Annotated in this window: 23 protein-coding genes and 2 pseudogenes; 5 read left to right on the top strand and 20 right to left on the bottom strand. The window is 60.3% G+C overall.

The window, feature by feature from the left end:
* Window positions 1–164: 164 nt before the first annotated feature.
* Both T5B8_RS07810 and T5B8_RS07805 read right to left on the bottom strand, forming a co-directional pair.
* Window positions 165–602: a hypothetical protein gene (locus T5B8_RS07810; RefSeq protein WP_353177697.1), complete on the bottom strand. Its 438-nt coding sequence runs from the start codon at window positions 600–602 to the stop codon at window positions 165–167.
* Between the two features lie 189 nt (window positions 603–791).
* The gene (locus tag T5B8_RS07805; protein ID WP_353177695.1) at window positions 792–2,378 is read right to left on the bottom strand and encodes a methyl-accepting chemotaxis protein; all 1,587 of its coding nucleotides are present in this window, start codon (window positions 2,376–2,378) and stop codon (window positions 792–794) included.
* 385 nt (window positions 2,379–2,763) lie between these two features.
* Between T5B8_RS07805 and T5B8_RS07800 the strand changes: the two genes are divergently transcribed.
* Window positions 2,764–3,477, top strand: coding sequence for a TVP38/TMEM64 family protein (locus tag T5B8_RS07800; protein WP_353177693.1), 714 nt, complete (start codon window positions 2,764–2,766; stop codon window positions 3,475–3,477).
* A gap of 92 nt (window positions 3,478–3,569) precedes the next feature.
* Here T5B8_RS07800 and T5B8_RS07795 read toward each other — a convergent pair whose 3' ends face one another.
* The 5 genes from T5B8_RS07795 to arcD all read right to left on the bottom strand — a co-directional run bounded on the left by T5B8_RS07795 (window position 3,570) and on the right by arcD (window position 8,806).
* The gene (locus T5B8_RS07795) at window positions 3,570–4,007 is read right to left on the bottom strand and encodes a F0F1 ATP synthase subunit epsilon (RefSeq protein WP_353177692.1); all 438 of its coding nucleotides are present in this window, start codon (window positions 4,005–4,007) and stop codon (window positions 3,570–3,572) included.
* Between the two features lie 4 nt (window positions 4,008–4,011).
* The gene (gene arcC / locus T5B8_RS07790; protein WP_353177690.1) at window positions 4,012–4,941 is read right to left on the bottom strand and encodes a carbamate kinase; all 930 of its coding nucleotides are present in this window, start codon (window positions 4,939–4,941) and stop codon (window positions 4,012–4,014) included.
* A gap of 100 nt (window positions 4,942–5,041) precedes the next feature.
* Window positions 5,042–6,052 carry an ornithine carbamoyltransferase gene (locus T5B8_RS07785; protein ID WP_353177689.1) on the bottom strand — a complete coding sequence of 337 codons (1,011 nt, stop codon included), beginning with the start codon at window positions 6,050–6,052 and terminating at the stop codon, window positions 5,042–5,044.
* Window positions 6,053–6,096: 44 nt separating this feature from the next.
* Entirely contained in the window at window positions 6,097–7,344 is a 1,248-nt protein-coding gene (gene arcA, locus T5B8_RS07780; protein ID WP_353177687.1) for an arginine deiminase, read from the bottom strand.
* A 34-nt stretch (window positions 7,345–7,378) separates the two neighbouring features.
* Window positions 7,379–8,806 (bottom strand): arginine-ornithine antiporter, encoded by a 1,428-nt coding sequence (gene arcD, locus T5B8_RS07775; protein ID WP_353177685.1) that lies wholly within the window; start codon window positions 8,804–8,806, stop codon window positions 7,379–7,381.
* A gap of 415 nt (window positions 8,807–9,221) precedes the next feature.
* Between arcD and T5B8_RS07770 the strand changes: the two genes are divergently transcribed.
* Together T5B8_RS07770 and T5B8_RS07765 are read left to right on the top strand one after the other, a co-directional pair.
* A complete protein-coding gene (locus tag T5B8_RS07770; RefSeq protein ID WP_353177683.1) occupies window positions 9,222–10,190 on the top strand; it encodes an esterase/lipase family protein in 969 nt (322 codons plus the stop codon).
* A 3-nt stretch (window positions 10,191–10,193) separates the two neighbouring features.
* Window positions 10,194–11,247 (top strand): annotated as a pseudogene (locus T5B8_RS07765) (lipase secretion chaperone).
* A 29-nt stretch (window positions 11,248–11,276) separates the two neighbouring features.
* Here the strand turns inward: T5B8_RS07765 and T5B8_RS07760 are convergent.
* From T5B8_RS07760 to T5B8_RS07705, 12 genes and pseudogenes are all read right to left on the bottom strand, one after another.
* On the bottom strand, window positions 11,277–12,020 hold the full coding sequence (locus T5B8_RS07760) for a hypothetical protein (RefSeq protein WP_353177681.1): 744 nt from the start codon (window positions 12,018–12,020) through the stop codon (window positions 11,277–11,279).
* Window positions 12,021–12,164: 144 nt separating this feature from the next.
* The gene (gene map / locus T5B8_RS07755; RefSeq protein ID WP_353177679.1) at window positions 12,165–12,923 is read right to left on the bottom strand and encodes a type I methionyl aminopeptidase; all 759 of its coding nucleotides are present in this window, start codon (window positions 12,921–12,923) and stop codon (window positions 12,165–12,167) included.
* Between the two features lie 119 nt (window positions 12,924–13,042).
* Window positions 13,043–13,441: an NUDIX hydrolase gene (locus T5B8_RS07750; RefSeq protein ID WP_353177677.1), complete on the bottom strand. Its 399-nt coding sequence runs from the start codon at window positions 13,439–13,441 to the stop codon at window positions 13,043–13,045.
* A gap of 128 nt (window positions 13,442–13,569) precedes the next feature.
* Window positions 13,570–13,887: an isochorismate lyase gene (locus tag T5B8_RS07745; RefSeq protein ID WP_353177676.1), complete on the bottom strand. Its 318-nt coding sequence runs from the start codon at window positions 13,885–13,887 to the stop codon at window positions 13,570–13,572.
* A gap of 75 nt (window positions 13,888–13,962) precedes the next feature.
* Complete coding sequence (locus T5B8_RS07740; RefSeq protein WP_353177674.1) at window positions 13,963–14,469, bottom strand: GNAT family N-acetyltransferase; 507 nt, start codon at window positions 14,467–14,469, stop codon at window positions 13,963–13,965.
* 130 nt (window positions 14,470–14,599) lie between these two features.
* Window positions 14,600–15,031, bottom strand: coding sequence for an HNH endonuclease (locus T5B8_RS07735; protein WP_353177673.1), 432 nt, complete (start codon window positions 15,029–15,031; stop codon window positions 14,600–14,602).
* Between the two features lie 54 nt (window positions 15,032–15,085).
* Window positions 15,086–15,289: a hypothetical protein gene (locus T5B8_RS07730; protein ID WP_353177671.1), complete on the bottom strand. Its 204-nt coding sequence runs from the start codon at window positions 15,287–15,289 to the stop codon at window positions 15,086–15,088.
* Window positions 15,276–15,422 (bottom strand): annotated as a pseudogene (locus T5B8_RS07725) (BrnT family toxin); the annotation flags it as partial. The pseudogene T5B8_RS07725 and the gene T5B8_RS07730, both read right to left, overlap by 14 nt.
* Before the next feature lie 126 nt (window positions 15,423–15,548).
* A complete protein-coding gene (locus T5B8_RS07720) occupies window positions 15,549–15,848 on the bottom strand; it encodes a hypothetical protein (RefSeq protein ID WP_353177669.1) in 300 nt (99 codons plus the stop codon).
* A gap of 121 nt (window positions 15,849–15,969) precedes the next feature.
* Entirely contained in the window at window positions 15,970–17,145 is a 1,176-nt protein-coding gene (locus T5B8_RS07715; protein WP_353177668.1) for an AlbA family DNA-binding domain-containing protein, read from the bottom strand.
* A 129-nt stretch (window positions 17,146–17,274) separates the two neighbouring features.
* Window positions 17,275–17,904, bottom strand: coding sequence for a hypothetical protein (locus T5B8_RS07710; RefSeq protein ID WP_353177666.1), 630 nt, complete (start codon window positions 17,902–17,904; stop codon window positions 17,275–17,277).
* Window positions 17,905–18,208: 304 nt separating this feature from the next.
* Window positions 18,209–18,904 carry a glutathione binding-like protein gene (locus T5B8_RS07705; protein WP_353177664.1) on the bottom strand — a complete coding sequence of 232 codons (696 nt, stop codon included), beginning with the start codon at window positions 18,902–18,904 and terminating at the stop codon, window positions 18,209–18,211.
* Window positions 18,905–19,028: 124 nt separating this feature from the next.
* Between T5B8_RS07705 and T5B8_RS07700 the strand changes: the two genes are divergently transcribed.
* Both T5B8_RS07700 and T5B8_RS07695 read left to right on the top strand, forming a co-directional pair.
* On the top strand, window positions 19,029–19,667 hold the full coding sequence (locus tag T5B8_RS07700) for an SDR family oxidoreductase (protein WP_353177662.1): 639 nt from the start codon (window positions 19,029–19,031) through the stop codon (window positions 19,665–19,667).
* Entirely contained in the window at window positions 19,667–20,344 is a 678-nt protein-coding gene (locus tag T5B8_RS07695; protein ID WP_353177660.1) for a DNA-3-methyladenine glycosylase family protein, read from the top strand. The genes T5B8_RS07700 and T5B8_RS07695 overlap by 1 nt, the downstream gene beginning before the upstream one ends.
* Before the next feature lie 751 nt (window positions 20,345–21,095).
* Here the strand turns inward: T5B8_RS07695 and T5B8_RS07690 are convergent.
* Window positions 21,096–21,911 (bottom strand): IS110 family RNA-guided transposase (locus T5B8_RS07690; protein ID WP_353177658.1); only part of this gene is annotated, 816 nt, incomplete at its 5' end.

Below are 21,911 nucleotides of genomic sequence, written 5' to 3'. Positions count from 1 at the left end.
ACGCGCAACGATAATAAGAGGCGGGCTCACCAGGGCCCGCCTTTTTTATGCGCAATACCGGCCAAAGGGTCGGCGAGCAATCAAGGGACACGCGTCGGACGCGCGATCACACGGGGTGGCGCGCTGCGGTACGCGCCCTGCCCCAGCAACGCCCGGCTGGCGGGTCAAACCCCGCAATCCGCACGCTCGACCTGGACATCGCCCAGCTTCGTACCGTCTTCCAGCTGATAACGATAGGCGATTCCATAATCCTTCTGCAGCATGCGCCGCAGGCGGGCCTTGTCGCAGATGACCTGCTCGATACCGTCGCCGTAGCGCGCGATGAAGTTATCCGCATCGACATTGTCGGAAAGCGGCGGCATCAGAGTGAAATTGAACGCCAGCGTATCGCCATCGACGCTGGTGCTTTCCAGGCGCGTGCTTTTATCCACCTGGCTGGGCAGATCGACGTTGATCTGCTCGGATACCTTGTCGAGAAAGGCGCTGCGATCCGCGGCCGATTCATCCACGAAATACGGGGCCACGACATAGCCGATCAGCCCCAGGGCGAACAGGAGCACGAGGCCGCCGACGACAGCGGCGAGTTTGGACAGGTTGGACATAGCGGGCCGATGGTTGCTTGGCGTGTCGGGCCGCCCGGGTTGGGGCGCCCGACATGCAGGGTACACAGTCAGGGCCCGCCGCGCGTCACATGAGCGCCACCACCGACGCAATTTTCGGCCGCCCGCGGCCGGCCGAGGCTCGCCCCCGGCACGCGCGGAATACGCATGCCGGGCCGAGGGCGCGGACGCTCAAGCGAGACGAAAGCGCAGCGTACGCTGGCGTAGCGCTTCGGCCTGCTCACGCAGCGACTGCGCGGCCGCGGCGGCCTGTTCGACCATGGCCGCGTTCTGCTGGGTCATTTCGTCCATCTGGGCGACCGCCTGATTGACCTGGCCGATGCCCTCGGACTGTTCACCGGTGGCATTGGAAATATCGGTCATCAAGCCCTGGGTTCGCTCGACATGCTCGCCCAGGGTTGCCATGGAGGCGCGGGCCTGCTCGACACGTTCCGCGCCTTCGCGTGCCTGCTTGACCGAGCGCTCGATCAGACCGGTGATGTTCTTGGCGGCCTCGGCCGAACGCGCCGCGAGTTTGCGCACCTCCTCGGCCACCACCGCAAAGCCACGCCCATGCTCACCGGCACGCGCGGCTTCCACCGACGCATTGAGCGCGAGCAGATTGGTCTGAAACGCAATACCGTCGATCACCGTGGTGATCTGAGCGATTTCGTCGGCATCGCGACGGATATGATCCATCGCATCGACCACGTCGCTGACCAGCTGCCGGCTGTTATCCAGTGCGGTACCGCTTTCGGTGGCGATCGCACTGGCATGGCGCGTGGTTTCGGCGTTGTTGGCGACGGTCGCCGTGAGCTGCTCGAGACTGGCCGCGCTCTGCTCGAGCGAGGCGGCCTGCTGCTGGGTACGTGCCGACAGATCGGCATTCGCCTGCGCAATCTCGCGGGCCGCGCCTTCGATCGACTCACTGCCGTGACTGATACCCGCGATCAACGCCGCCAGATCCCGGCGCATGGTTTCGACATTACCCATGAGGCTGTGTTCGCGTGCCGCGGAAAGGGTGGCGGCCGGGACCAGCTCGCCACAGGCGACATTCTGGATCTGCGCGCGGGCCTCATAGGTTTCGCCGCCGAGATCGCGATAGATCGCCCGGGCAAGATAGACAAGCATGAGCACGATCAGCACGCCGAAGCCGCCGAGCAACAGGCCGTATTTGAGCAGCTCGCGAACAAAGGCCGCGTTGATATCGTCCACATAGACGCCGGCCGCGATCGTCCAGTCCCAGGGTTCGAACTGCTCCACGAAGCTCATCTTGGGCAGTTCGGGCCCACCCGCGACCCGCTGCGTCGAGTAATAGACAAACCCCGTGCCTTGCTCGCGGCCGGTTTCGATCATGCGGCGATACATGAACACGCCGTTCTCGTCCTTGATATCGGACAGGTCTTCGCCAGCGGCCAGCCGCGGGTGCGCGACCGCTTGGGCCTGTGCGTTCATGGCAAAGACGTAGTTGTTGCCGTCCGTGCCGAAGTGCATGCGCGACAATGTCGCCGCTGCACGGCTTTTCGCTTCGGCCATGCTCATCTGGCCCTCATCGGCCGCGCGTTTGAGCCCCTGCACGATATGAAAGGCCGTATCGACGGTATTGCGTAGCGCCTGTTGGCGGGATTCATACAGCTGGCCACGCAGATCCCATCCGATGCCGGCCACCACACCGGACAATACGACGGCCAACGCCACCGCGACCCAGGCTATCTTGTGCTTGAGCGGCATTTCCCGTTGGGTTTTGCGCTCGGTTTCGGCGGGCTTAGCCGCCGCCACATGGGGCCTATCCGTCGAAGGCGACGCGAGGGCAGGAACAGAAGCGACGGTATCCATAGCATTCCATTTTGCGCGTTTAAATTGCGCGCAATATAAATTGTGCTGTTATAACGGCGGCGTCCGGCCATTCTTTAGCCGCCTTTGATGATCTGTTCGCTTCATTCAGCGAGTGTTGCCGTTCGGTTACGCAGCCGCCACGCTATTAACGTCGTGTAATGCGTGAGCGCCCGCCATCGCGAGGCCGTGCCGCCGTATGCGCCTCGGATGGCAGGCGCCGTAAAACGCTACTGACGGGCGGGCCATCCAAACCGAGCTTTTACCCCCGCCGTACGGATGCGCGTGCGATCATGCCCGCCCCGCCAACCGGCCACCCCAGGGATTCCTCTTGTCGAACAACACCAAACTCCGCGTCGCGTTGCTCGCTGTTGCGGTCGTCGTTTTCGTGCTCGCGTCGACGGTGTTCGACCTCGGGGCGCTGTTTCGCGATATGCGTAGTCAGTTCGAATCGCTCGGCTGGGCCGGGCCGGTGCTCTTCGCGCTCATTTACGGCGCGCTCGGCGCGCTCGCTGCGCCCACCGGCCTGGTGGAACTGATCGCCGGCGCCATATTCGGTTTCTGGATCGGCAGCGCGGCGGTCGTTGCCGGCGCCCTCGTAGCCGCCAACGTCGGCTTCGTCTGCGGGCGCTGGCTGGCGCGGGACTGGGTAGCGCGCAAGGTCGAGGCAAGCCGCCTTGCCCAGCAGATCGAGGCCGCCGTCGAACACCGCGGCTTCTGGATCACGGTACTCATTCGCCTGTCACCGGCGGTGCCCTTCAACCTCACCAGCTATGTACTCGGTGCCAGCACGCTGCGCTGGACGACGTTCATGGTCGCGACCGTACTGGGCATGCTGCCGATCAAGCTTTTCCTGATCTGGCTCGGCGCCAGCGGTCAGCAGCTACTGGGCGCAGCGAACCCGGCCAAGTGGGGCAGCAACGAATGGCTGTTGTATGGCGGCGGCCTGGTGGCGACGGTTCTCGTTGTCGTACTCATCGGCTGGACCGTGGCCCGTACCAGCCGCCGTGTGCTGCGCGAAGCCGAGCAACATCACGACGACTAGACCCGTGACGCCTGGTCGGCGCGCGCCGCGGCATGCGAATCGGCATGGGCGCGGCGGCTCAGCCGAGCCCCTGCCCGCCGCGCCAGGTTGTATCAGTAACCTTTTCGCGCGGTTTCGAGGGCCTTGATACGCGCGGCTGCCAGGGCCAATTCGTATTCCGCATGTTCGCGATCGATCCGGTCATGCGCCTCACGCAGGCTTGCCCGCGCGCTTTCCCGTGCTTTCTCGGCCGCGGCTTCATCGATGTCGGCCGCGCGTTCGATGGTATCCGCAAGAATGGTCGCAACGTGCGGCTGGACTTCCAGAAATCCCCCGGATACGAAATAGGTCCGGGTGTCTTCGCCAGCACTGAGCAGGCGCACCACGCCCGGCTCGATGCGCGCGAGCAGGGGCGCATGGCCAGGGGCGATGCCGACATCGCCCCACTCCGCGGGCACGACCACCATATCGGCCGTGCCCGAAAAGATCGGGCCCTGCACCGGACAGACGATGTCGATCTGAATCTGTTTTTGGGACTCGGACGCCGCCATGACTTTAGCGATACCTCACGCCGTCGTATTGCGTGCTCACCCGCGTGCCCGCATGACCGGCCACGATGGCCTCGATATCCGCCAGCGAGCCGATGACGGCGGTACCGCCGGTACGGGAAGCGTAACGACAGGCCGCCCCCACCTTCGGGCCCATCGAACCGGCCGCGAACGCGTCCGCATCGAGCGCGTCGGGCGCCGCCTCGGCGACGACCTTCTGGTCGGGTTGCCCCCAGTTCACATACACGCCGTCCACATCGGTGGCGATGACCAACAGATCGGCCTCGACCTGCTCGGCCAGTAGCGCAGCACAATAATCCTTGTCGATCACCGCCTCCACGCCGCGTAGTTGGCCGTTGTCGTCGTACACGGTGGGAATACCGCCGCCACCGGCACAGATGACGACGCTGCCTTTTTCCAGCAGCCATTTGATCGGCCGTATCTCGAAGACGCGCTGCGGGCGCGGGCTTGCCACCACGCGCCGGAACATGTTGCCGTCGGGCGCGATCGCCCAGCCCTTCTCCTGGGCCATGCGTTCGGCCTGCTCGCGCGTGTACACCGGCCCGATCGGCTTGCTCGGCTTTGCAAACGCCGGATCATGGGCATCGACTTCCACCTGCGTAAGGATGGTCGCGAACGCGGCTTCGGCCGGCAGCAGATTACCCAGCTCCTGTTCGATGACGTAGCCGATCATGCCCTCGGTCTGGGCCCCGAGCACATCCAGCGGATACGGCTCGACGTCCTGATAGGCCGCGCTTTGCAGCGCCAGCAGGCCCACCTGCGGACCGTTGCCGTGGGCGATGACGACTTCATGATCGGGCATGATTCGGGCCAGCTGCTGACAGGCCACGCGCACATTCGCGCGCTGATTTTCGGCGGTCAACGGCTGACCGCGACGTAGCAGCGCGTTGCCGCCGAGCGCGGTGACGATACGCATGATTAAACTCCTTTTGCCGGCCGACAGGGCCGGTGGCTACAACGCAAACGGCCTGGCAGACGCCAGGCCGTGGTCGAAGAAAAAACGCGAAGCTGGGTGCCTAGATATCACCGAGCGTGGATACCAGTACCGCCTTGATGGTGTGCATCCGGTTTTCGGCCTGATCGAAGGCAATACAGGCCGGCGACTCGAACACATCTTCGGTGACCTCGATGCCCTGGGCGAGCTGCGGATACTGCTCGATGATCTGCTTGCCCAACTTGGTATCGGCGTTGTGGAACGCCGGCAGGCAATGCATGAACTTCACCCGCGGGTTGTTGGTCTTGTCCATCAATGCCTGATTGACCTGATACGGCATGAGCATGTCGATACGCTCGGCCCAGGCCTCGATCGGCTCACCCATGGACACCCACACATCGGTATGGATGAAGTCCACCCCGGCCGCAGCTTCGGCGGCGTCTTCAGTCAGCGTGATACGCGCGCCGGACTCGGCCGCGAATTTCTGGCAGGCGTCGACATGTTCCTGCTCGGGCCAGAGCGCCTTGGGCGCGGCGATACGCACGTCCATGCCCAGTTTGGCGCCGATCATCAGCAGAGACTTGCCCATGTTGTAGCGGGCATCGCCGAAATAGGCGTAGCTGATGTCATGCAGCGGCTTGTCGCTGTGTTCACGCATGGTGAGCACGTCGGCCAGCATCTGGGTAGGATGATATTCCGCGGTCAGGCCGTTGAAGATCGGCACGCCGGCATATTCGGCCAGCTGTTCGACCGTGTGCTGGTCGGCGCCGCGATATTCGATCGCGTCGTACATGCGCCCGAGCACGCGGGCGGTATCCTTGATGGTTTCCTTGTGGCCGATCTGCGACGAGCTGGGGTCGATATAGGTGACGTTGGCACCCTGCTGATAGGCCGCCACCTCGAACGCACAGCGAGTACGCGTAGAGGTCTTTTCGAAGATCAGCGCGATGTTCTTGTCGCGCAGATGCTTCTGCTCGCTGCCGGTATAACGCGCGCGTTTGAGATCGCGCGACAGATCCAGCAGATACACCAGCTCGCGCGTGCTGTGATGCATGAGGCTGAGCAGGTGACGGTTATGCATGTTGAAGGCCATGTGAGGCACTCCCGATTGAACGAATGAATACAGCCCGCAGGCGATCAGTAGTCGACGGCGTCGCGCACGATCGGACAGGTCATGCAATGGCCACCGCCGCGACCGCGGCCCAGCTCGCTGGCGTCGATGGTGATGACTTCCACCCCGGCCTTGCGTAGCAGCGTGTTGGTGTGGGTATTGCGGTCGTAGCCGATGACCACGCCGGGCTCGACGGCAACGACGTTATTGCCGTCGTCCCATTGCTCGCGCTCGGCCTCGTAGCTGTCGCCGCCGGTGGCGATGGTGCGCAGTTCCTTGAGGTTCAATGCCTCGGCGACCGTATCCACGAAGGATTTGTCTTCACGGCGCACGTCCAGGCCGGCCGGCTTGGATTCGTCGGGGCGCACGCTGAACGGCGTGATCGCATTCACTGCTTCCGGATAGACGGTAACCAGATCGTGGTTGCAGAAACTGAATACCGTATCCAGATGCATGGCCGCGCGGGATTTGGGCAGCCCGGCGACGATGACCCGCTCGGCCGCGCCGTGATCGAACAACGAACGCGCCAGCTGGCCGATAGCCTGATGCGAACTGCGCTCGCCCATGCCGATGAGCACCACGCCGTTACCGATCGGCATGACATCGCCCCCTTCGAGCGTGGCCATGCCGTGGCCCACGTTCGGATCGCCGTACCAGATATGGAAATCCGACTCGGCAAAGGTCGGGTGGAACTTGTAAATGGCCGCGGTCAGCAGCGTTTCCTGGCGACGCACTTCCCAGTACATCGGGTTGAGGGTCACGCCGTTGTAGATCCAGCAGGTGGTATCACGGGTGAACAGCGCATTGGGCAACGGCGGCACGATAAAGCTCGCATAGCCCAGGTATTCACCAAACATGCGCACCAGCGCGCTGCCCAGACTTTGCGGCACATCGCGTGCGGACACGCCGCCCAGCAGGAATTCGGCGAGCTGGCGCGAAGGTTGCTCCTCGAGCCAGGCACGAATTTCGCCCATCAGGCTGATGCCCACCTGATCGGCCGTGATCTTGCGATCCAGAATCCAGGCCCGGGCTTCGGCGTTGTCGAGCACCTCGGTGAGCAGATCGCGCATCTCGAGTACGTCGACGCCGCGCTCGGTGAGCTTGTTGACGAAGTCGAAGTGATCGCGCTTGGCCTCGTTGACCCAGATGACGTCGTCGAACAACAGGTCGTCGCAGTTGGACGGCGTCAGGCGCTGGTGCGCCAGCCCCGGCGCACAGACCATCACCTTGCGCAGTTTGCCGATTTCCGAATAAACGCCCAGCGATTGCGACATGAGAACTCCTGTCAGAAAAAACGAGAAAGACGAATCAGAGTGAGAGGAAACCGGCGTACAGGCCGTAGCCGGCGATCACCGCACCCACGAGCACGACGCCGAAGATCACGCGCTCGAAGGGCTCGAACACCGGTTTGGCCTGTTCGCGACGGGCCTTGGCGAACAACGCCGCACCCGGTGCATAAAGCAGCGCCGAGAGGAGCACGTACTGAATGCCACCGGCATAGAGCAGCCACACGCTATAGGCCAGCGCCACGCCCGCGATCGCCATATCCTTGCGACGGCGCCCTGGCTGTCCCGAATAGGTCTCGCCGCGCCAGCTCATCAGCAGCGCATAGGCGGCCGACCAGAAATACGGCACCAGGATCATCGAGGTGGCCAGATACAGCAGGCTCAGATAGGTGGACTCGCTGAACAGCGTGATCACCAGAAACAGCTGGATGAAGCCATTCGACAGCCACAGCGCATTGCTGGGCACGTGGTTGGCGTTTTCGTACTTGAGAAAGCCCGGCATGGTGTGATCGCTGGCTGCGGCAAACAGAATCTCGCCGCACAGCAGCGTCCAGGCCAGCAACGCCCCACCCAGGGAAATGAGCAGGCCGATACTGATCACCAGCGAGCCCCAATGCCCGACCAGATGTTCGAGCACGCCCGCCATTGACGGGTCCTGCAGATTGGCCAGTTCCGGCTGGCTGAGCACGCCCATCGACAGCACGCTGACGGCCACCAGCAACAACAGCACGCCAACGAAGCCGATCACCGTGGCCTTGCCGACATCGCTGCGATTGCGTGCCCGCGCCGAGTAGATGCTCGCACCCTCGATGCCGATAAACACCCACACCGTCACCAGCATCATGCCGCGCAGCTGCGTCATGAAACTGCCCAGATCGGTATTGCCGGTGCCCCAGAAGTCGTCGAAGAACACCGACGGCTTAAAGGAAAACGCCACGATCACGATGAACAGGATGATCGGCACGATCTTGGCGATCGTGGCCACCGTATTGATAAACGCCGCCTGCTGAATGCCGCGCAGCACGAGGAAATGCAGCAGCCACAAAAGAATCGACGCGCACACCACGGCCACCACCGTGTTGCCCTCGCCAAACATCGGGAAGTAGTAGCCGAGCGTGCTGAACACCAGCACCAGATAGCTCACGTTGCCCAGCCACGCGCTGATCCAGTAGCCCCAGGCCGAGGAAAAGCCCATGTAATCGCCAAAGCCGGCTTTGGCATAGGCATAGATGCCGGCATCCAGATCCGGTCTTCGGTTGGACAGCGTCTGGAACACGAACGCGAGCATGAGCATGCCCGCCGCGGTAATCAGCCAGCCCACCAGTACCACCCCGGCACTGGCGCTGGCGGCCATGTTCTGGGGCAGGCTGAAGATGCCGGCACCGATCATCGAACCGGCCACCAGCGATACCAGCGCGCCCAGTCGAAGCTTGGGTTTTTCCTCTGCCATCAACGCGACTCGAAAGAAGGTTTGGCGAGATCGTAGGGCTGTTCTCCTGGGCTGGCTTTGACTTAAATCAAACCGTGCACAACTTAATTGCCAGCTATAAATAACTGATAACGAAAATATTTATTATCGAATGTCGGATCCGGCGCCAGACCCTGCCCGAACGTATACGCGCCCGGGGCCCGCCGGTGCGCTACGCCATGCGTTTGCAGCCGAGTTTGCCGACGCCAGTAGACCGCTGCCCCATCAGGCGAACCCATACCGGGCCCGGGAGACGAAGCCTAGGATCGGCCTGAGCCAACCGCCGGTAATTCTGATATCTTTTATCCGGGCGGCGGCGCGCCAGGGCGCGCAAGCCGTACGAGGTATAAAACCATAATAATCCGGGCGGCCTTCGGCGCGCCCACGGAGGGGCTAAATGAAACGTTCTCTGTTCGGTCGGGGCCAACTGGTGCTCGGCCTGGTCTTGTGTTTTGCGTTGGCCGCGCCGGCCCATAGTGGCTGGCGGTCGTTCTTCGGCCACGACACGGGGGCCGACGCACGCGGCTATACCGAAACCCGGTATCCGATCGTGCTGGTTCACGGCTTGTTCGGTTTCGACGGCATCGGGCCAGTCGATTATTTCTCCGGCATCCCCGAAGCGCTGCGCGAAGGCGGCGCCGAGGTGTATGTCGCGCAGGTATCGGCGGCGAACTACACCGAAGTGCGCGGCGAACAGCTGCTCGCCCAGGTTCAGGAAATCCTCGCCGCCAGCGGGGCCGAAAAGGTCAATCTGATCGGTCATAGCCACGGCGGGCCGACCATACGCTACGTCGCGGGCGTGGCGCCGGAGCTTGTCGCATCGGTCACCAGCATTGCCGGCGTCAACCGCGGTAGCCCGGTCGCCGATCTCATCGTTCCGATAAGTAATCAACCCGTTGCCGGCACGGTGGCCGCTCAGACCGCCGATTCCCTGTCCCGGCTTATCGACCTGCTATCGGACGGCGGCTATCCGCAGAATTCGCGTGCCGCGCTGTACTCGTTGAGCACCGAGGGCTCGGCCGATTTCAATCGCCGCTTCCCGGCCGCCGTGCCCCAGGACTGCGGTGAAGGCGAACCGGTGGTCGATGGTATTCGCTACTATTCCTGGACCGGCATTTATCCAATCACTACCGTGGTGGATCCGAGCGATTCGCTGCTGGCCGGCACCTCGGTAGCGTTCAAGGGCAAGCTCAACGATGGGCTGGTGGGTCAGTGTTCGTCCAAGCTCGGCGATGTGATCCGCGACGACTATTTCCAGAATCATCTGGACGAGGTCAATCAGGTCGCGGGCCTGGTGGGCATCGGCCAGGATGTGCCGGCACTCTACCGGCAACAGGCCAACCGGCTGAAAAACGCCGGCCTGTAAATAATGCGCGTGCGTTACGCGCTCATCGGCCTGGCCGTAGTGGCAACGCTGGCGGGCTGCTGGGCAATCGCCCAGTGGTCCGCTGGCACGCCGACGCACCCCCCGCGGGATACGGCCGCATTGGCGGCGAGCCAGCCGCCAACGGCCACCCGGAACGCCACAACCCACCCCCGGACCACCCCGGCCAGCGCGGCCCCGGCGGCCCCGGCTTCGGCAACTGTCGACGACGTATTGCCTTCCCATGTGGGCACCACAGTCGATGGGGGCGTAACGCTCGACAACGAAGGCGATCTGGTCGTTACCCGCGATCTGCGTCGGCTGTTCGATTATTTTCTCACCGGCATCGGGCGTGCATCCCTACCCGAAATTCGTACCCGACTGGCGGGCCACCTGGTCGCACTCGGCCTGCCCGCTGCCGCACAAGCACAGGTGCTCGCGGTCTACGACCGTTACATGAGCTATCGCCAGCGCGTGGCAGACATCCGCCGGACGCCCCAGGCCGACGCGCAGGCTTTAGCGGATACACTCGCCCGCCGCGAAGCCTTGCGAAAGGAAATCCTGGGCCTTGAAGTTGCCGATGCCTTTTTTGCCGACGACGACGTCATGGCGCGTTATCTGGTGCAAAAGCGCGCGTTGACACAAAACCCGAACCTGACCGAGAACCAACGCGAACAGCGCCTGGCCATGCTGGAGCAAACACTGCCGGCGGATATTCAAACCGCGCGAACGCACGAATCTACCCGCACGCGCCCATGCCGAAATCGCACAGATGCGTGAACAAGGCGCCAGCGACGCCGAAATTCGTGAACGACGAGAGGCGCTACTCGGCCCGCAGGCCGCCCAGCGACTGGAACAAATCGACGCACAACGCGCGCAGTGGCAGCAACGCGTGGCCGATTACAGTGCCGAACGCGCGCGTATTCTGGCCAACGACGGCCTGGCCCCTGACGATCGCGAACGCGCCATCGAAGCCCTTCGGCAAGCCCGCTTCAACGACGCGGAAAGACGCCGTATCCAATCGCTGGAACATATCCAGGCCGAGCCCGCCCAGCGATAATTCATACGGGCCGCGCCCCGCACCGATCGCTATTTCGGAATCAAGCGCCGGATTTCATCGTTGCGATGGCGAAGCCGCAACCAGATGGTCACGATATAGACGAACAGGAACACCGCGATCATCAGTTCCTTGACCTCGCCAGCGTTGATATCCATTGGCCAGACCACATCGCCGGCGATGGATTTACAGATTTTTTGCGGGATCGACGCCAGCGCAGCAATCAGACCCGCCGGCACGCAGGCGATGCCGGGCATGATCCAGTAGGCAAAACTGTCCGGCGTATAGGTTTTGCCGCGTGCACGGCGCACCAGCGGCACGATCGCGCCACCAATCAGCGCAGCGAGCGACAGCAGGTTACGCGGCAGCTGATCGAGCAGGGAACCGGCCAGCCCGTTCGAATTGTGCAGGTTGGTTTCATTCTGGTTGTTGAGCGATGCCCACTGGTCCGGCGCATTCCAGCCCATCCAGTGCTGCCCCCAACTGGCTTCCTCGCCGCCAAAATACAGGCAGCCGAGACAGAACAGGCCAAAGAACAGCCACAAGCGCTTGTCGCCCAGCGACGAAACTTCGCGCAACACCACAAGCCCCATGATCAACGCCAATGCGAGCACGAGTATGGTGCCCTGCTCCGTGGCGCCCGATTCGTGGAGGATGTAATGGTCGAAAAACGCGTCCGGTGCCAGCACGCGCAACAGGTAATGGCCGAAATACACCACCACCGGCACGCCGACCCAGAACCAGGCCGACACATGACTGTCACGCATATCTGTCATTGTTACGAGCGCTCGCCTCAAGAAAATGAAAGGCGCGAACTATACCGCGGGATTTATCTGTATGCAGCATCTATTTTGATGCGTGAGGCGCACCGGCGCCATGCGACACCATGTGTGCCGCTGCGGCGCGGCTGGCGCGAAAGATCAGGCGGCTGTCTGCGAACGCGTCGCCACGATCGGCGCGCCATCGGTCACGATCACCGTATGCTCGAACTGGGCCGACCGGCTGGCCGGATCGCCTACCAGCGTCCAGCCATCGTCGGTTTCCGAGACATAGCTACTGCGGGTCGACAGAAACGGCTCGATGGCAACCACCTGGCCGTATTCGAAAAAACGCCGATCCCCACGATCATAAAAGCCGAGAATGCCCTCGGGCTCCTCGTGCAACGACCGACCCAGCCCATGCCCGGCCAGATTCCTGATAATTTTCAGACGGTGCGTTTTCGCTACGTCCTCGATCGCCTTGCCGACCTGGTTGATCGCCGCCCCCGTACGGACCTCGGCCAGCGCACGCGCCAGCGCCAACTCCGTGGCCTTGCATAGCGTGGCCTTGCCATCGGCCACCGGCGCCACCACCATCGTGCCGCCGGTATCCGCGAAATAACCGTCGCGCTCCGCGGACACATCCACATTCACGATATCGCCCTCACCGATCACCCGCGCGCCCGGCACCCCGTGGGCGGCCTCTTCATTCACGCTGATGCAGGTAAAGCCGGGAAAGTCGTAGCACTTCATCGGCGCGGAGATGGCACCCAGACGCGACAACATCTGCCCGCCCATTTCATCCAGCTCGGCCGTGGTCATCCCCGGCTTCACTGCCGCCAGCATGGCGTCGCGAATCTCGGCCACGATCCGGCCGATCGCGAGAATACCGTCGAGGTCGCGTTGGTTTTCGATGGTCATGGGCGTCCTGGAGCGCTGGATAAATGCGCATGATACCTAGGGAATCGCGGCGCGGCCCCTTCACTTACGAGTTTGCGTTCAATCCTGAGATGCGACGCCACGCTGGCCCGTCGCCAGAGCTATTCGACAGACCGCCCCGTGGCGCCGAGGAATGATTCGCACAGAATCCGTACCGCGGGCGCGAATTGGTCGAACGCGTCGACCGGCAACCAATCGACGGCGCTAATTTCACTGCAAGGCCGCGGGGCGTCACGAAAGGCGGCCGCGAAACAAATCAGCTCGACCTCGCCAGCCTGCCCATACGCCGGGCCGGTAACACTGTAGAGATAACGTAGCGAGCCCGGTGTAAGCGTTATCCCCAGTTCCTCATGCAACTCACGGTGAAGCGTCGCTTCCGGAGATTCATCGTCTTCGATCTTGCCACCCGGCAAATACCAGTACGCGTTCTGGCGAACACGTACCAGGAGTAGCTTTCCATCCTGCTCTGCCACCAGGCAAGCACATCGCAACGGTTTCATACGCGCTCAAGCCCAATGCGTATATTGAAGATCGACGTACGCCCACGGCAAGACCGTCGTCGTCAGTTGCGCCAGCCTGCGCCATGCAAAATCGCCCTGCTTATCGGATAGCGACCCGAAGCGCATGATCAAGCGTCACGCGCACTGTGCCACGCTCGCTTCTCTTCCTCGATGAAATGCAGTACCAGATCACGATATAACTTCTCGATCGCGTCAGCATTCAAGCCGACCTCCGTCGCCCATTGGCGCCGTTGTTCGAGCACTTGTCTAAATCGCTCAGGCGCACGCACCGCTTCTTCGTCCTTTTTGAATCGGGCCGCCGCCTGGACGTACTCGTAGCGCCGGCCGAGCAGTTCCACGACCTGCTTGTCGAGCGCGTCGATCTCCGCCCGTATCTCGGACATATCGCTGCATTCAGCGGGCTGTCTGGGCTTTTTTGTATCCATACGTCTCTATCTCAACGCGTCGTAAGAGCGCGGTTCGCAACCCAAGCGCCACAGCAACCGGCACGGTCAATGCGCCTACCGCGGCACGTCATCGGTGACTCGCGCCATATACAAAGCGCTTACATAACGCCCGTCACGGAACGCATAGCGCGGCGCTTGCCCTTCGACCTCGAAGCCGTACTTCTTGTAGAGCGCGACCGCCGGCTCGTTCTCCGCATAAACCGTCAACTCGATGCGCAGTATGTTGAGCCAATTCTCCGCGAGATCGATCGCGGCCCGAAGCAATTCGCTGCCAACGCCCTGGCCCTGATGCGACGCTTTCACGCCCATGGCCAGCGAACCCACGTGTTTTCGTCGTGAACTCTGGTTCGCTTCGAACAGCAAGTGGCCAACAAGCTCATCATCCACATACGCAACGAGACTATGCGTTCCGCGAGGCAGGTCCATAAGCCGCTCGCGCCACACTTCGACAGACGGAAACGGCAACTGCAAGGTTTCTGCAAACAGTTGGCGGTTTTCATAGACCGCCTTGATCTTGGGTATATCTTCCGCTTCCGAGTGTCTTATTTTTATGCTTTTCAACGCATTCTCACCAGGCTGAATCTCATACGGCAGTCCAGTATGCCAAGCGAAGGGCTACTGACTGTGCGAGAGATCGCATGATCAACCAGCTGATAGGCAAACCGCGGCAGCGCTTTTGACGGATGGCCTCTCAGCCGCCGTATTTACCGTGCTTCCACCATACTTCCTGCAGCAACTGCGTGGCTTTCCGCCACGATTCGTCATAGCGATGCATTTTGGATGCGATATGTTCGCGGGCAATCGACAAAAACTCACGTCGCTGCTGTTCGTTAAACTGTTCGCGTTCGATTTCCCCCGCACCAGCGGGGTGAAAATGGCCTTTCACACCGTTGCATACGCGACAACAAAGCACCTGATTCAGCGGGTGATCAGCGAGTGCTGGATTCGAGGAGCGGGGTACTAAATGGTCGATCTCCTGAATTGCATAGCCTTGACGGGCCATTAGCAAGTCCGTGCCGCAATATTCGCAGCGACCGCCCGCGTTGACGTACGCCACAGCCAATAAACGCGAGAATCCCAACTGCTCACTAAGTTGACGTACCAAATCTTCGTCTATGGACATAGCACCTAACGCCAAACTTAGTAGGGCTCATGCGCGGACGACTTCAGCGAATCGTTACACGTCTGTTCGATGAGCCAACTGCAACAGACCACGCAGTGCTTCGTTAACCGCTTGAGAGTTAGGAAACGCCTTGGCGACGTCTTCATCAAGCACAACGACGTTCGAGCTCTCCTGAAACCGGTCTAAATATTTACCACGAACACCTTTCCCGAGATCTTCTCGGCGGTATTGCGCACGCATTTCTTCAGACTTGCTCATAAATACCACGCTCGGATGCTGTCATGGGCCTTGCGCTTATTATGCGCTCGTTAGCGTTTCGCGGGGTATGCGAAACGACAATGAACTTACCGCTGCCAGATATACCGAAGGTCAAAAATCGCTCCTCTTCGGCGGAATGATCTGGGTCTTAAAAAGTTAACGCGAGTGGATCGCCGAACACCGTCGCGGCCAAAGGCCGTGGAGGGAACCCGAAGCGCGGCAGCGCTTTGGGCGGTCAACTGCAGCGCCTTGTTATATTTCAAGAATCTAAATACAACGACCAACCGACCAAAACATTTCCTGCGGCAATTGCGATGAATCCAGCCACAAGTAACCAAATTCCACGCTTTTGCTGATTTTCGACTTGGTCATTCATTCCAACGACTAGCGGCGCTACTTGTTCGCGCCCTTCGAGCATCCGGATTAGGAGCCGGAAGTTCAGGTCATTTGCGGTCTGAGCCGTCACTAACGCATCAAGAATGCTTTTGACGCGCCACGCTAGAAGAAGCGCGCCGATCGTGTTCAGAGCGACTCCTAAAATTCTGATGAGCACAGGCATTCAGCTCCCTTCGATATACGCCGATATTCAGCGGCCGCCTTGAAGCTCAACATAATGGCGGCCCGGTGGAGGCCCTTCAGGGCCGGAACGAACTGGAATGACTGGTTATGCGGATAAGGTATTACCTGTCTCCCACCCATCTCCCTTCTTCGTCAAAATACTGTGATTTCGAGAAGCCAATTGCATTCCACAAAGTGTCGAATGCTGATCGTACAGCTTTATGGTAATCGAGGTCAGATCCATACTCCTCAACTATGCACTCCGGCAACCGCAACATGTCGTCGGTGAGCGGCGCATCCTCGTCGAAAAATCTCCGGGAAAGGACAGCGTACTTCGCGCCGGAAACTCCTTCCAACGTAAACATGACAACTAGCGGGGTAGGAACACCAAGTTCCTTCAAACCGTTGATATAAGGGGTTAAATTCTTAAAGATATATTCTTCAACGCCCAGGCCGGGTATAATTTTCCTTTCCCCATGCTCTCGCGCAATACCAGCCATAGTCGCTTCAAGAGCACCGACCCTAAAGATCTGAGTGTATCCATGGTTCTTGTCTCCGCCTCTCTCATTGATAAATCCATGAAAGTTGAAGCGAGGCGACATTCCCGATGCGCCCAATGGCCAAAAATTCCCGTGTTTTTGGTAGATGGCCTCTACGTCAAGATTGACCATCCCTGAAAAAGCGGCTGTGGAAATGATATGAACAAAAAGGCGACCTCCATCTTCAAGTGGCCTCTGCCCTTCTCCTCGAATTGTGGCTTCGATTCTATCGTCTCTGAATTGCCTCGCTTTCTCCAAGGCCACTGCGGATTGGTTAAACAATGCTCTCAGCTCCTCAATACTTGGCTCATGAACTCCAGCAGAGTGACGGAGAAAGAATTTATTCTTCCCTTGTGCAGAAACCCGATGTGGTGGGTTCCAACTTCTTGGAATTCTGAGCAAAAGAACCTTGTTGCCGTTAGATAAAGGCACAGCCCTCATTCTTATTCCTGATATGGATGGCTCTATCGCATTCCTGACCATCTGCTCCATCCTCAAGAGTTCTGCGTCAGCATCAAGATCAACGCCCGTTACCTCAGCTGCCGCCCCTTCGCTATCCCGCATACCAATTATTAGATGCCCACCATGGGAGTTGGCAAAAGCACTTACATCTTTTAGCAACTCTCTTTTATCCGAATCAGAGTTTCCGTAATTTTTGAGCTTATACTCCACACGAACACCTTCGGGCACTTGCGAGTCGACAAGTTCCTGAAGGTCTTCCTCAGTAACGGAGTCAAAGTCAGGCTTATCTATAGACACAATTGCTCCCTAATAGGCTCGGGGTCATATAACGCCGAAGCTCAGTTGCCGCCGGAGCGCGAAGCGCGGAGGGAACCCAACAAAGCGTGCCAGCGCTTTGGGCGGTCAACTGCAGCGCTCGATTATGTTTCACGCATTAATAACTTGGTGATTCCACTTATCGTATTTTGCGTTGTAATAAGACAAATGAAGCTCAACTTCAAAAAGCCCGCAGAGCTTTTTAAGCTCGTTGTTGATGCCCTTTCGACGCATAGCAGTCTCGCCGAGCGAAAATATCCGTACGTAAAACGCGCTCCACAAGGCAACCGCGTGATCAAATCGAATGGGTGTACGGGGCGCGGCAATTGAGTACATTCCCTTATTTCTTGCGGAGACTACAGTACTGAATAACTCGTTCCCGGCCTCACAAGCTGAAACGAACAGTCTTCGGTTTTTCAGAAGTCCGTCGAGCATTTCTGCAAACTCGGCATACTGGATACTATCTAGCGTTGTCTCCAGGCTCGCTGGCCCGCCGTGGCAGGACAGGTGCAAATATCGATAGCCCGACTCCCGATACATAAGAAGCAACAACTCCAATTCCGCTTTTGTACGGCAGTAATAATAAACTGGGTTCTTACCGCACATACGGAGTATTTTGTATAGCACCTTGCCCTCGAAATAATCTTTCTCTTCGTCCCCTATACGAAGAGATTCGATAATGAAAACTTCCGGCTTAGTGTGCTGTGTCGGCGGAATAGTCGTTTTCTCGGGTAAGGTCATTTATTGCACTTTCCATTAAACATAACGCCAATTCGACGACATTCGTCTACTTAACACGCAACAGCTTGGTCTACCTAACGCCACAGCGGTCTTATCTGATTCAACTACTTAGCCCGATCAGAAATATTAGATCGGCACATATTCGCGTCGTAAATTATCGACACGCTATTTTTGGCAGCGGACCGCTCGCGTCCCAGCCTCGAATATCGCACGTATGCCACTCACGAAAAAGCCCGTGCTCGGCGGGCTTTGATATATGGATAGCGCTGTGCCTGGAAAGACTCAGCGGTCGCTGAGCCGGTAACTAACGCTTCTCGTACTGCTTGTTCCCGAACATATTCTCCATCGCATCCTTATCCTTGCTCAGATCGGTATGATGGTCGGCCAGAACCTGTAGCCCCTTCTTCACGTTCTCGCGGTCGCCGATCATTTCGAACCAGCGGCGTACGTTCGGGTAGTCGTCGATGTTCACGCCCTGGGTTTCGGCGCTGCGCAGCCACGGCCAGGTGGCGATATCAGCGATCGAGTAGTCGTTACCGGCGAGGAACTTGAAGTCGGCCAGGCGGCGATCCATGACGCCGTAAATGCGATTGGCTTCGTTCTCGTAGCGCTTGATGGCGTATTCGATCTTCTCCGGGGCGTACTTGTTGAAGTGATGCGCCTGGCCGAGCATCGGGCCGACGCTGGCCATCTGGAACATGAGCCACTGCATGACGTCGTTGCGTTTGACCGTATCGGTCGGTAGCAGACGGCCGGTTTTCTCGGCCAGATAGATCAGCATGGCGCCGGATTCGAACATGGCGTACGGCTTGCCGTTGGGGCCGTCCTGATCGACCATCGCGGGGATCTTGTTATTCGGGCTGATCTTGAGGAATTCCTCGCCGAACTGATCGCCCTTGCCGATGTTGATCGGGTGGGCCTTATATTCCAGCCCCACTTCTTCCAGCATGATGTGAATCTTGTGTCCGTTGGGCGTGGTCCAGGTGTAGAGATCGATCATCGCGTGTCCTTCGCCGCGGTCGCGGCTGGTTGTAAATCGTCGTCACAACCTAAGGTTGTACAGTGAAGCGATAAATTCAAGCGTCCGCCGTGTGACGGCGAACGCGCGTCAACGGAACAGTCCCATGCATGTATTGATTGTTGGATCGCACGGCAAGATCGGTCAGCGCCTGGTACGCCAAATGGCCAAGAGTGAGCACACCGCCCGGGCGATGATTCGCGACGAATCCCAGCGTGAGGAAATGCAGACGCTGGGCGCCACGGACGTCGTAGTCGCGGATATCGAGGGTGATATCAGCGAAGCACTCGCCGGCTGCGACGCCGTCGTATTCACCGCCGGTTCGGGTGCCCACACCGGCCCGGAGAAGACACAGGACGTGGATCGCAACGGCGCGATTTCCATCATCGACCAGGCTGAGCGTGCGGGTATCCGTCGGTTCATTCTGGTGTCGTCGATGAACGCGGATACGCCGGAAAACGGCCCCGAGAAGATGCGTCACTATTTCGAAGCCAAGAAGGCCGCGGACGATCATCTGCGCGCCTCGGACCTGGAATACACCATCGTGCGCCCCGGCCGGCTGACCGACGACGAGGGCACGGGCACCGCCGATATCGCCAAGGACTTGAATCGCTATGGCGAGGTCGCCCGCGAGGATGTGGCACAGGCGCTGCTGCTCACGCTCGATTCGCCCAACACCATCGGCCGGCATTACGAAATGCTCGCCGGCGATACGCCGATCGATAAAGCGTTGCTGGGTATCTGATGGCGGATTCGCCCGATAATACGGTTGGCACGGCCTACACCACGGGCCGGCCGACCCCGCTCGCCTTCGATGCAGCGAAGGCGGTACGCGAACTCGTCGCCGTGGACCCGGTGCTGGGCGAACTCATGGCACGTGTCGGCCCGTATGCGCCGCAAACCGTCGCCGCACCCGACGCATTTCATGCCCTGATGCGGGCCATTGTCTACCAACAGCTCTCCGGCAAGGCAGCCGGCACCATCCACCGGCGCGTGCTGACGGCGCTGGGCGGTGGCGATACGCCGGGTGCCGAACGCATTGCTACAGCTGATGACGCCACGCTGCGCGGGGCGGGTTTGTCGCAAAGCAAGATGCTCAGCCTGCAAGCGCTTGCAGCGGCTCAGCTGGCCGGCGAACTGCCGGACGAATCGCGCCTGGACGATTACGACGACGCCGAGCTCATCGAGCGCTATTCCGCCATCCGCGGCATTGGCCGCTGGACAGTGGAAATGCTGTTGCTGTTTCACCTCGGCCGGCCGGACGTGATGCCCATTCACGATCTGGGCGTACGCAAGGGCTATGCGATGACCTACGGACGCGACGAATTGCCCAAGCCGAAACAGCTGGAGCGCGAGTGCGAGATCTGGCGGCCTTATCGGTCGGTGGGCAGTTGGTATATGTGGCGGGCGTTGGAGTTGTAGGTTGGGGTGATTGGAGCTGTTGCGGGCCGGCTTTAGCAAAGCCTCAAGCCTGAATTCGCCTGCATAGCCGATTCAGATCACGAAGGAATCTAGCACCTTGGGCTTTCGGCACTCACGCGTTTGGCTCACCCGAGGTTTCGCGCTGCTGCGCGACCCACTTTCGTTTGCTTGTCCAAACGAAAGTAGGCAAAGGAAAAGACACCCGGGTTACGCGTCGGCGCGCGGCGCGCCGAAGGGATGCACACAGATCCTCAGACAGGCTGCGCGCACCGGCGCCGTGCGCCGGAAACCCTTCGGCCCTGCGCTTCTCGTTCGCTTCACACGGGGCCGATACAGCACGTAACCCGTAGCGGTGAGTCGATGCGGCCACCAACCGAAATCAGGGCGCGCGGCTACGTTCTTGTCGGATTACGCCTTCGGCTAATCCGTATATGGATCCGCTCCGGTAAGCAACCACGATAATCAACAGAGCAGGCGGCGTCCGTATATTCGGCCTCGGTGATGGCACATCCTTGGGTGCCGGGCCTTGATGAGTATTCGTACGCCCGAGCGCGCAATCGACCTATCGGCCTCGCAGGCCTACGGATTAGTCGGCGTTTCAAGGGCGTCGGTTTGACCTGTTGTTCATCAGTCGCGATTGCCGACACGTGGCGGTGACCGATTCAGGGCACCGCGTGATCGGGTGTCAGTGCATACACAGACCTTGGCTATTGCTGTGTGTGGCTTTGATGTTCGTCTGCATGCGCATAGCTCAGGCCGCGCGATAGCGATCGCCGCTGTACATCAGCGCCCAGAGAATGCGGGCGTTCTTGTTCGCCAGCGCCACGGCCGCCTTGTTGCGCCCGTTGCGGGCCACGCGTTGACGTAACCAGTCGCCACGTCGACCCGGCAAATGCTCAACCCGGGTCAACAGCGCACGGGCGCCGTGAACCAGCAGCGTGCGCAGATAGCGCGAGCCGCGTTTGGTAATCGAGCCCAGCCATTGGCGATCGCCGCTGGAATGCTGTTTGGGCACCAGTCCCACCCACGCCGAGACCTGCCGGCCGTTGTCGAACAACGCCGCATCGCCGACCGTAGCGTAAAAGGCGGTCGCAGTCTGGGCTCCGATACCGCCGACCGCCATCGCCCGGCGACAGAAGTCGATCTGATTCGCCAGCGCCTTGATGTCCCGATCGTATTGCTGCATGCGCGCTTCGAGCGCATGAAAATGATCGTACAGATCGGCCACCAGCGCGCGCAGGCGATCGGTCAGGCCGTTGTCGGCATCTTCCAGCAGTTCCGGCACGCCGCGGCGGAAACCCGAGACGCCCACGGGCAGCACCTGGCCATACTCGGCCAGCAGGCCGCGGGCCTGGTTGATGACTTCGGTGCGCTGTTTCTTGACCTGCTCGCGCACCCGATGCAGCGCTTGAATATCCTGTTGCTCGAAGCTTTTGATCGCCACCGGGCGAATCTTGGCCTGGGTGCCAGCCACGGCGATGGCCAATGCGTCGTTGGCATCGTTCTTGTTGCCGGTGTTGAACGGCTTGACCTGATGCGGCGCCAGCAACGTCACCGACCGGTTCTC

The sequence above is a fragment of the Salinisphaera sp. T5B8 genome (genome assembly GCF_040361255.1).
Taxonomy (GTDB): domain Bacteria; phylum Pseudomonadota; class Gammaproteobacteria; order Nevskiales; family Salinisphaeraceae; genus Salinisphaera.
This window is presented reverse-complemented; position numbering and strand designations above follow the sequence as displayed.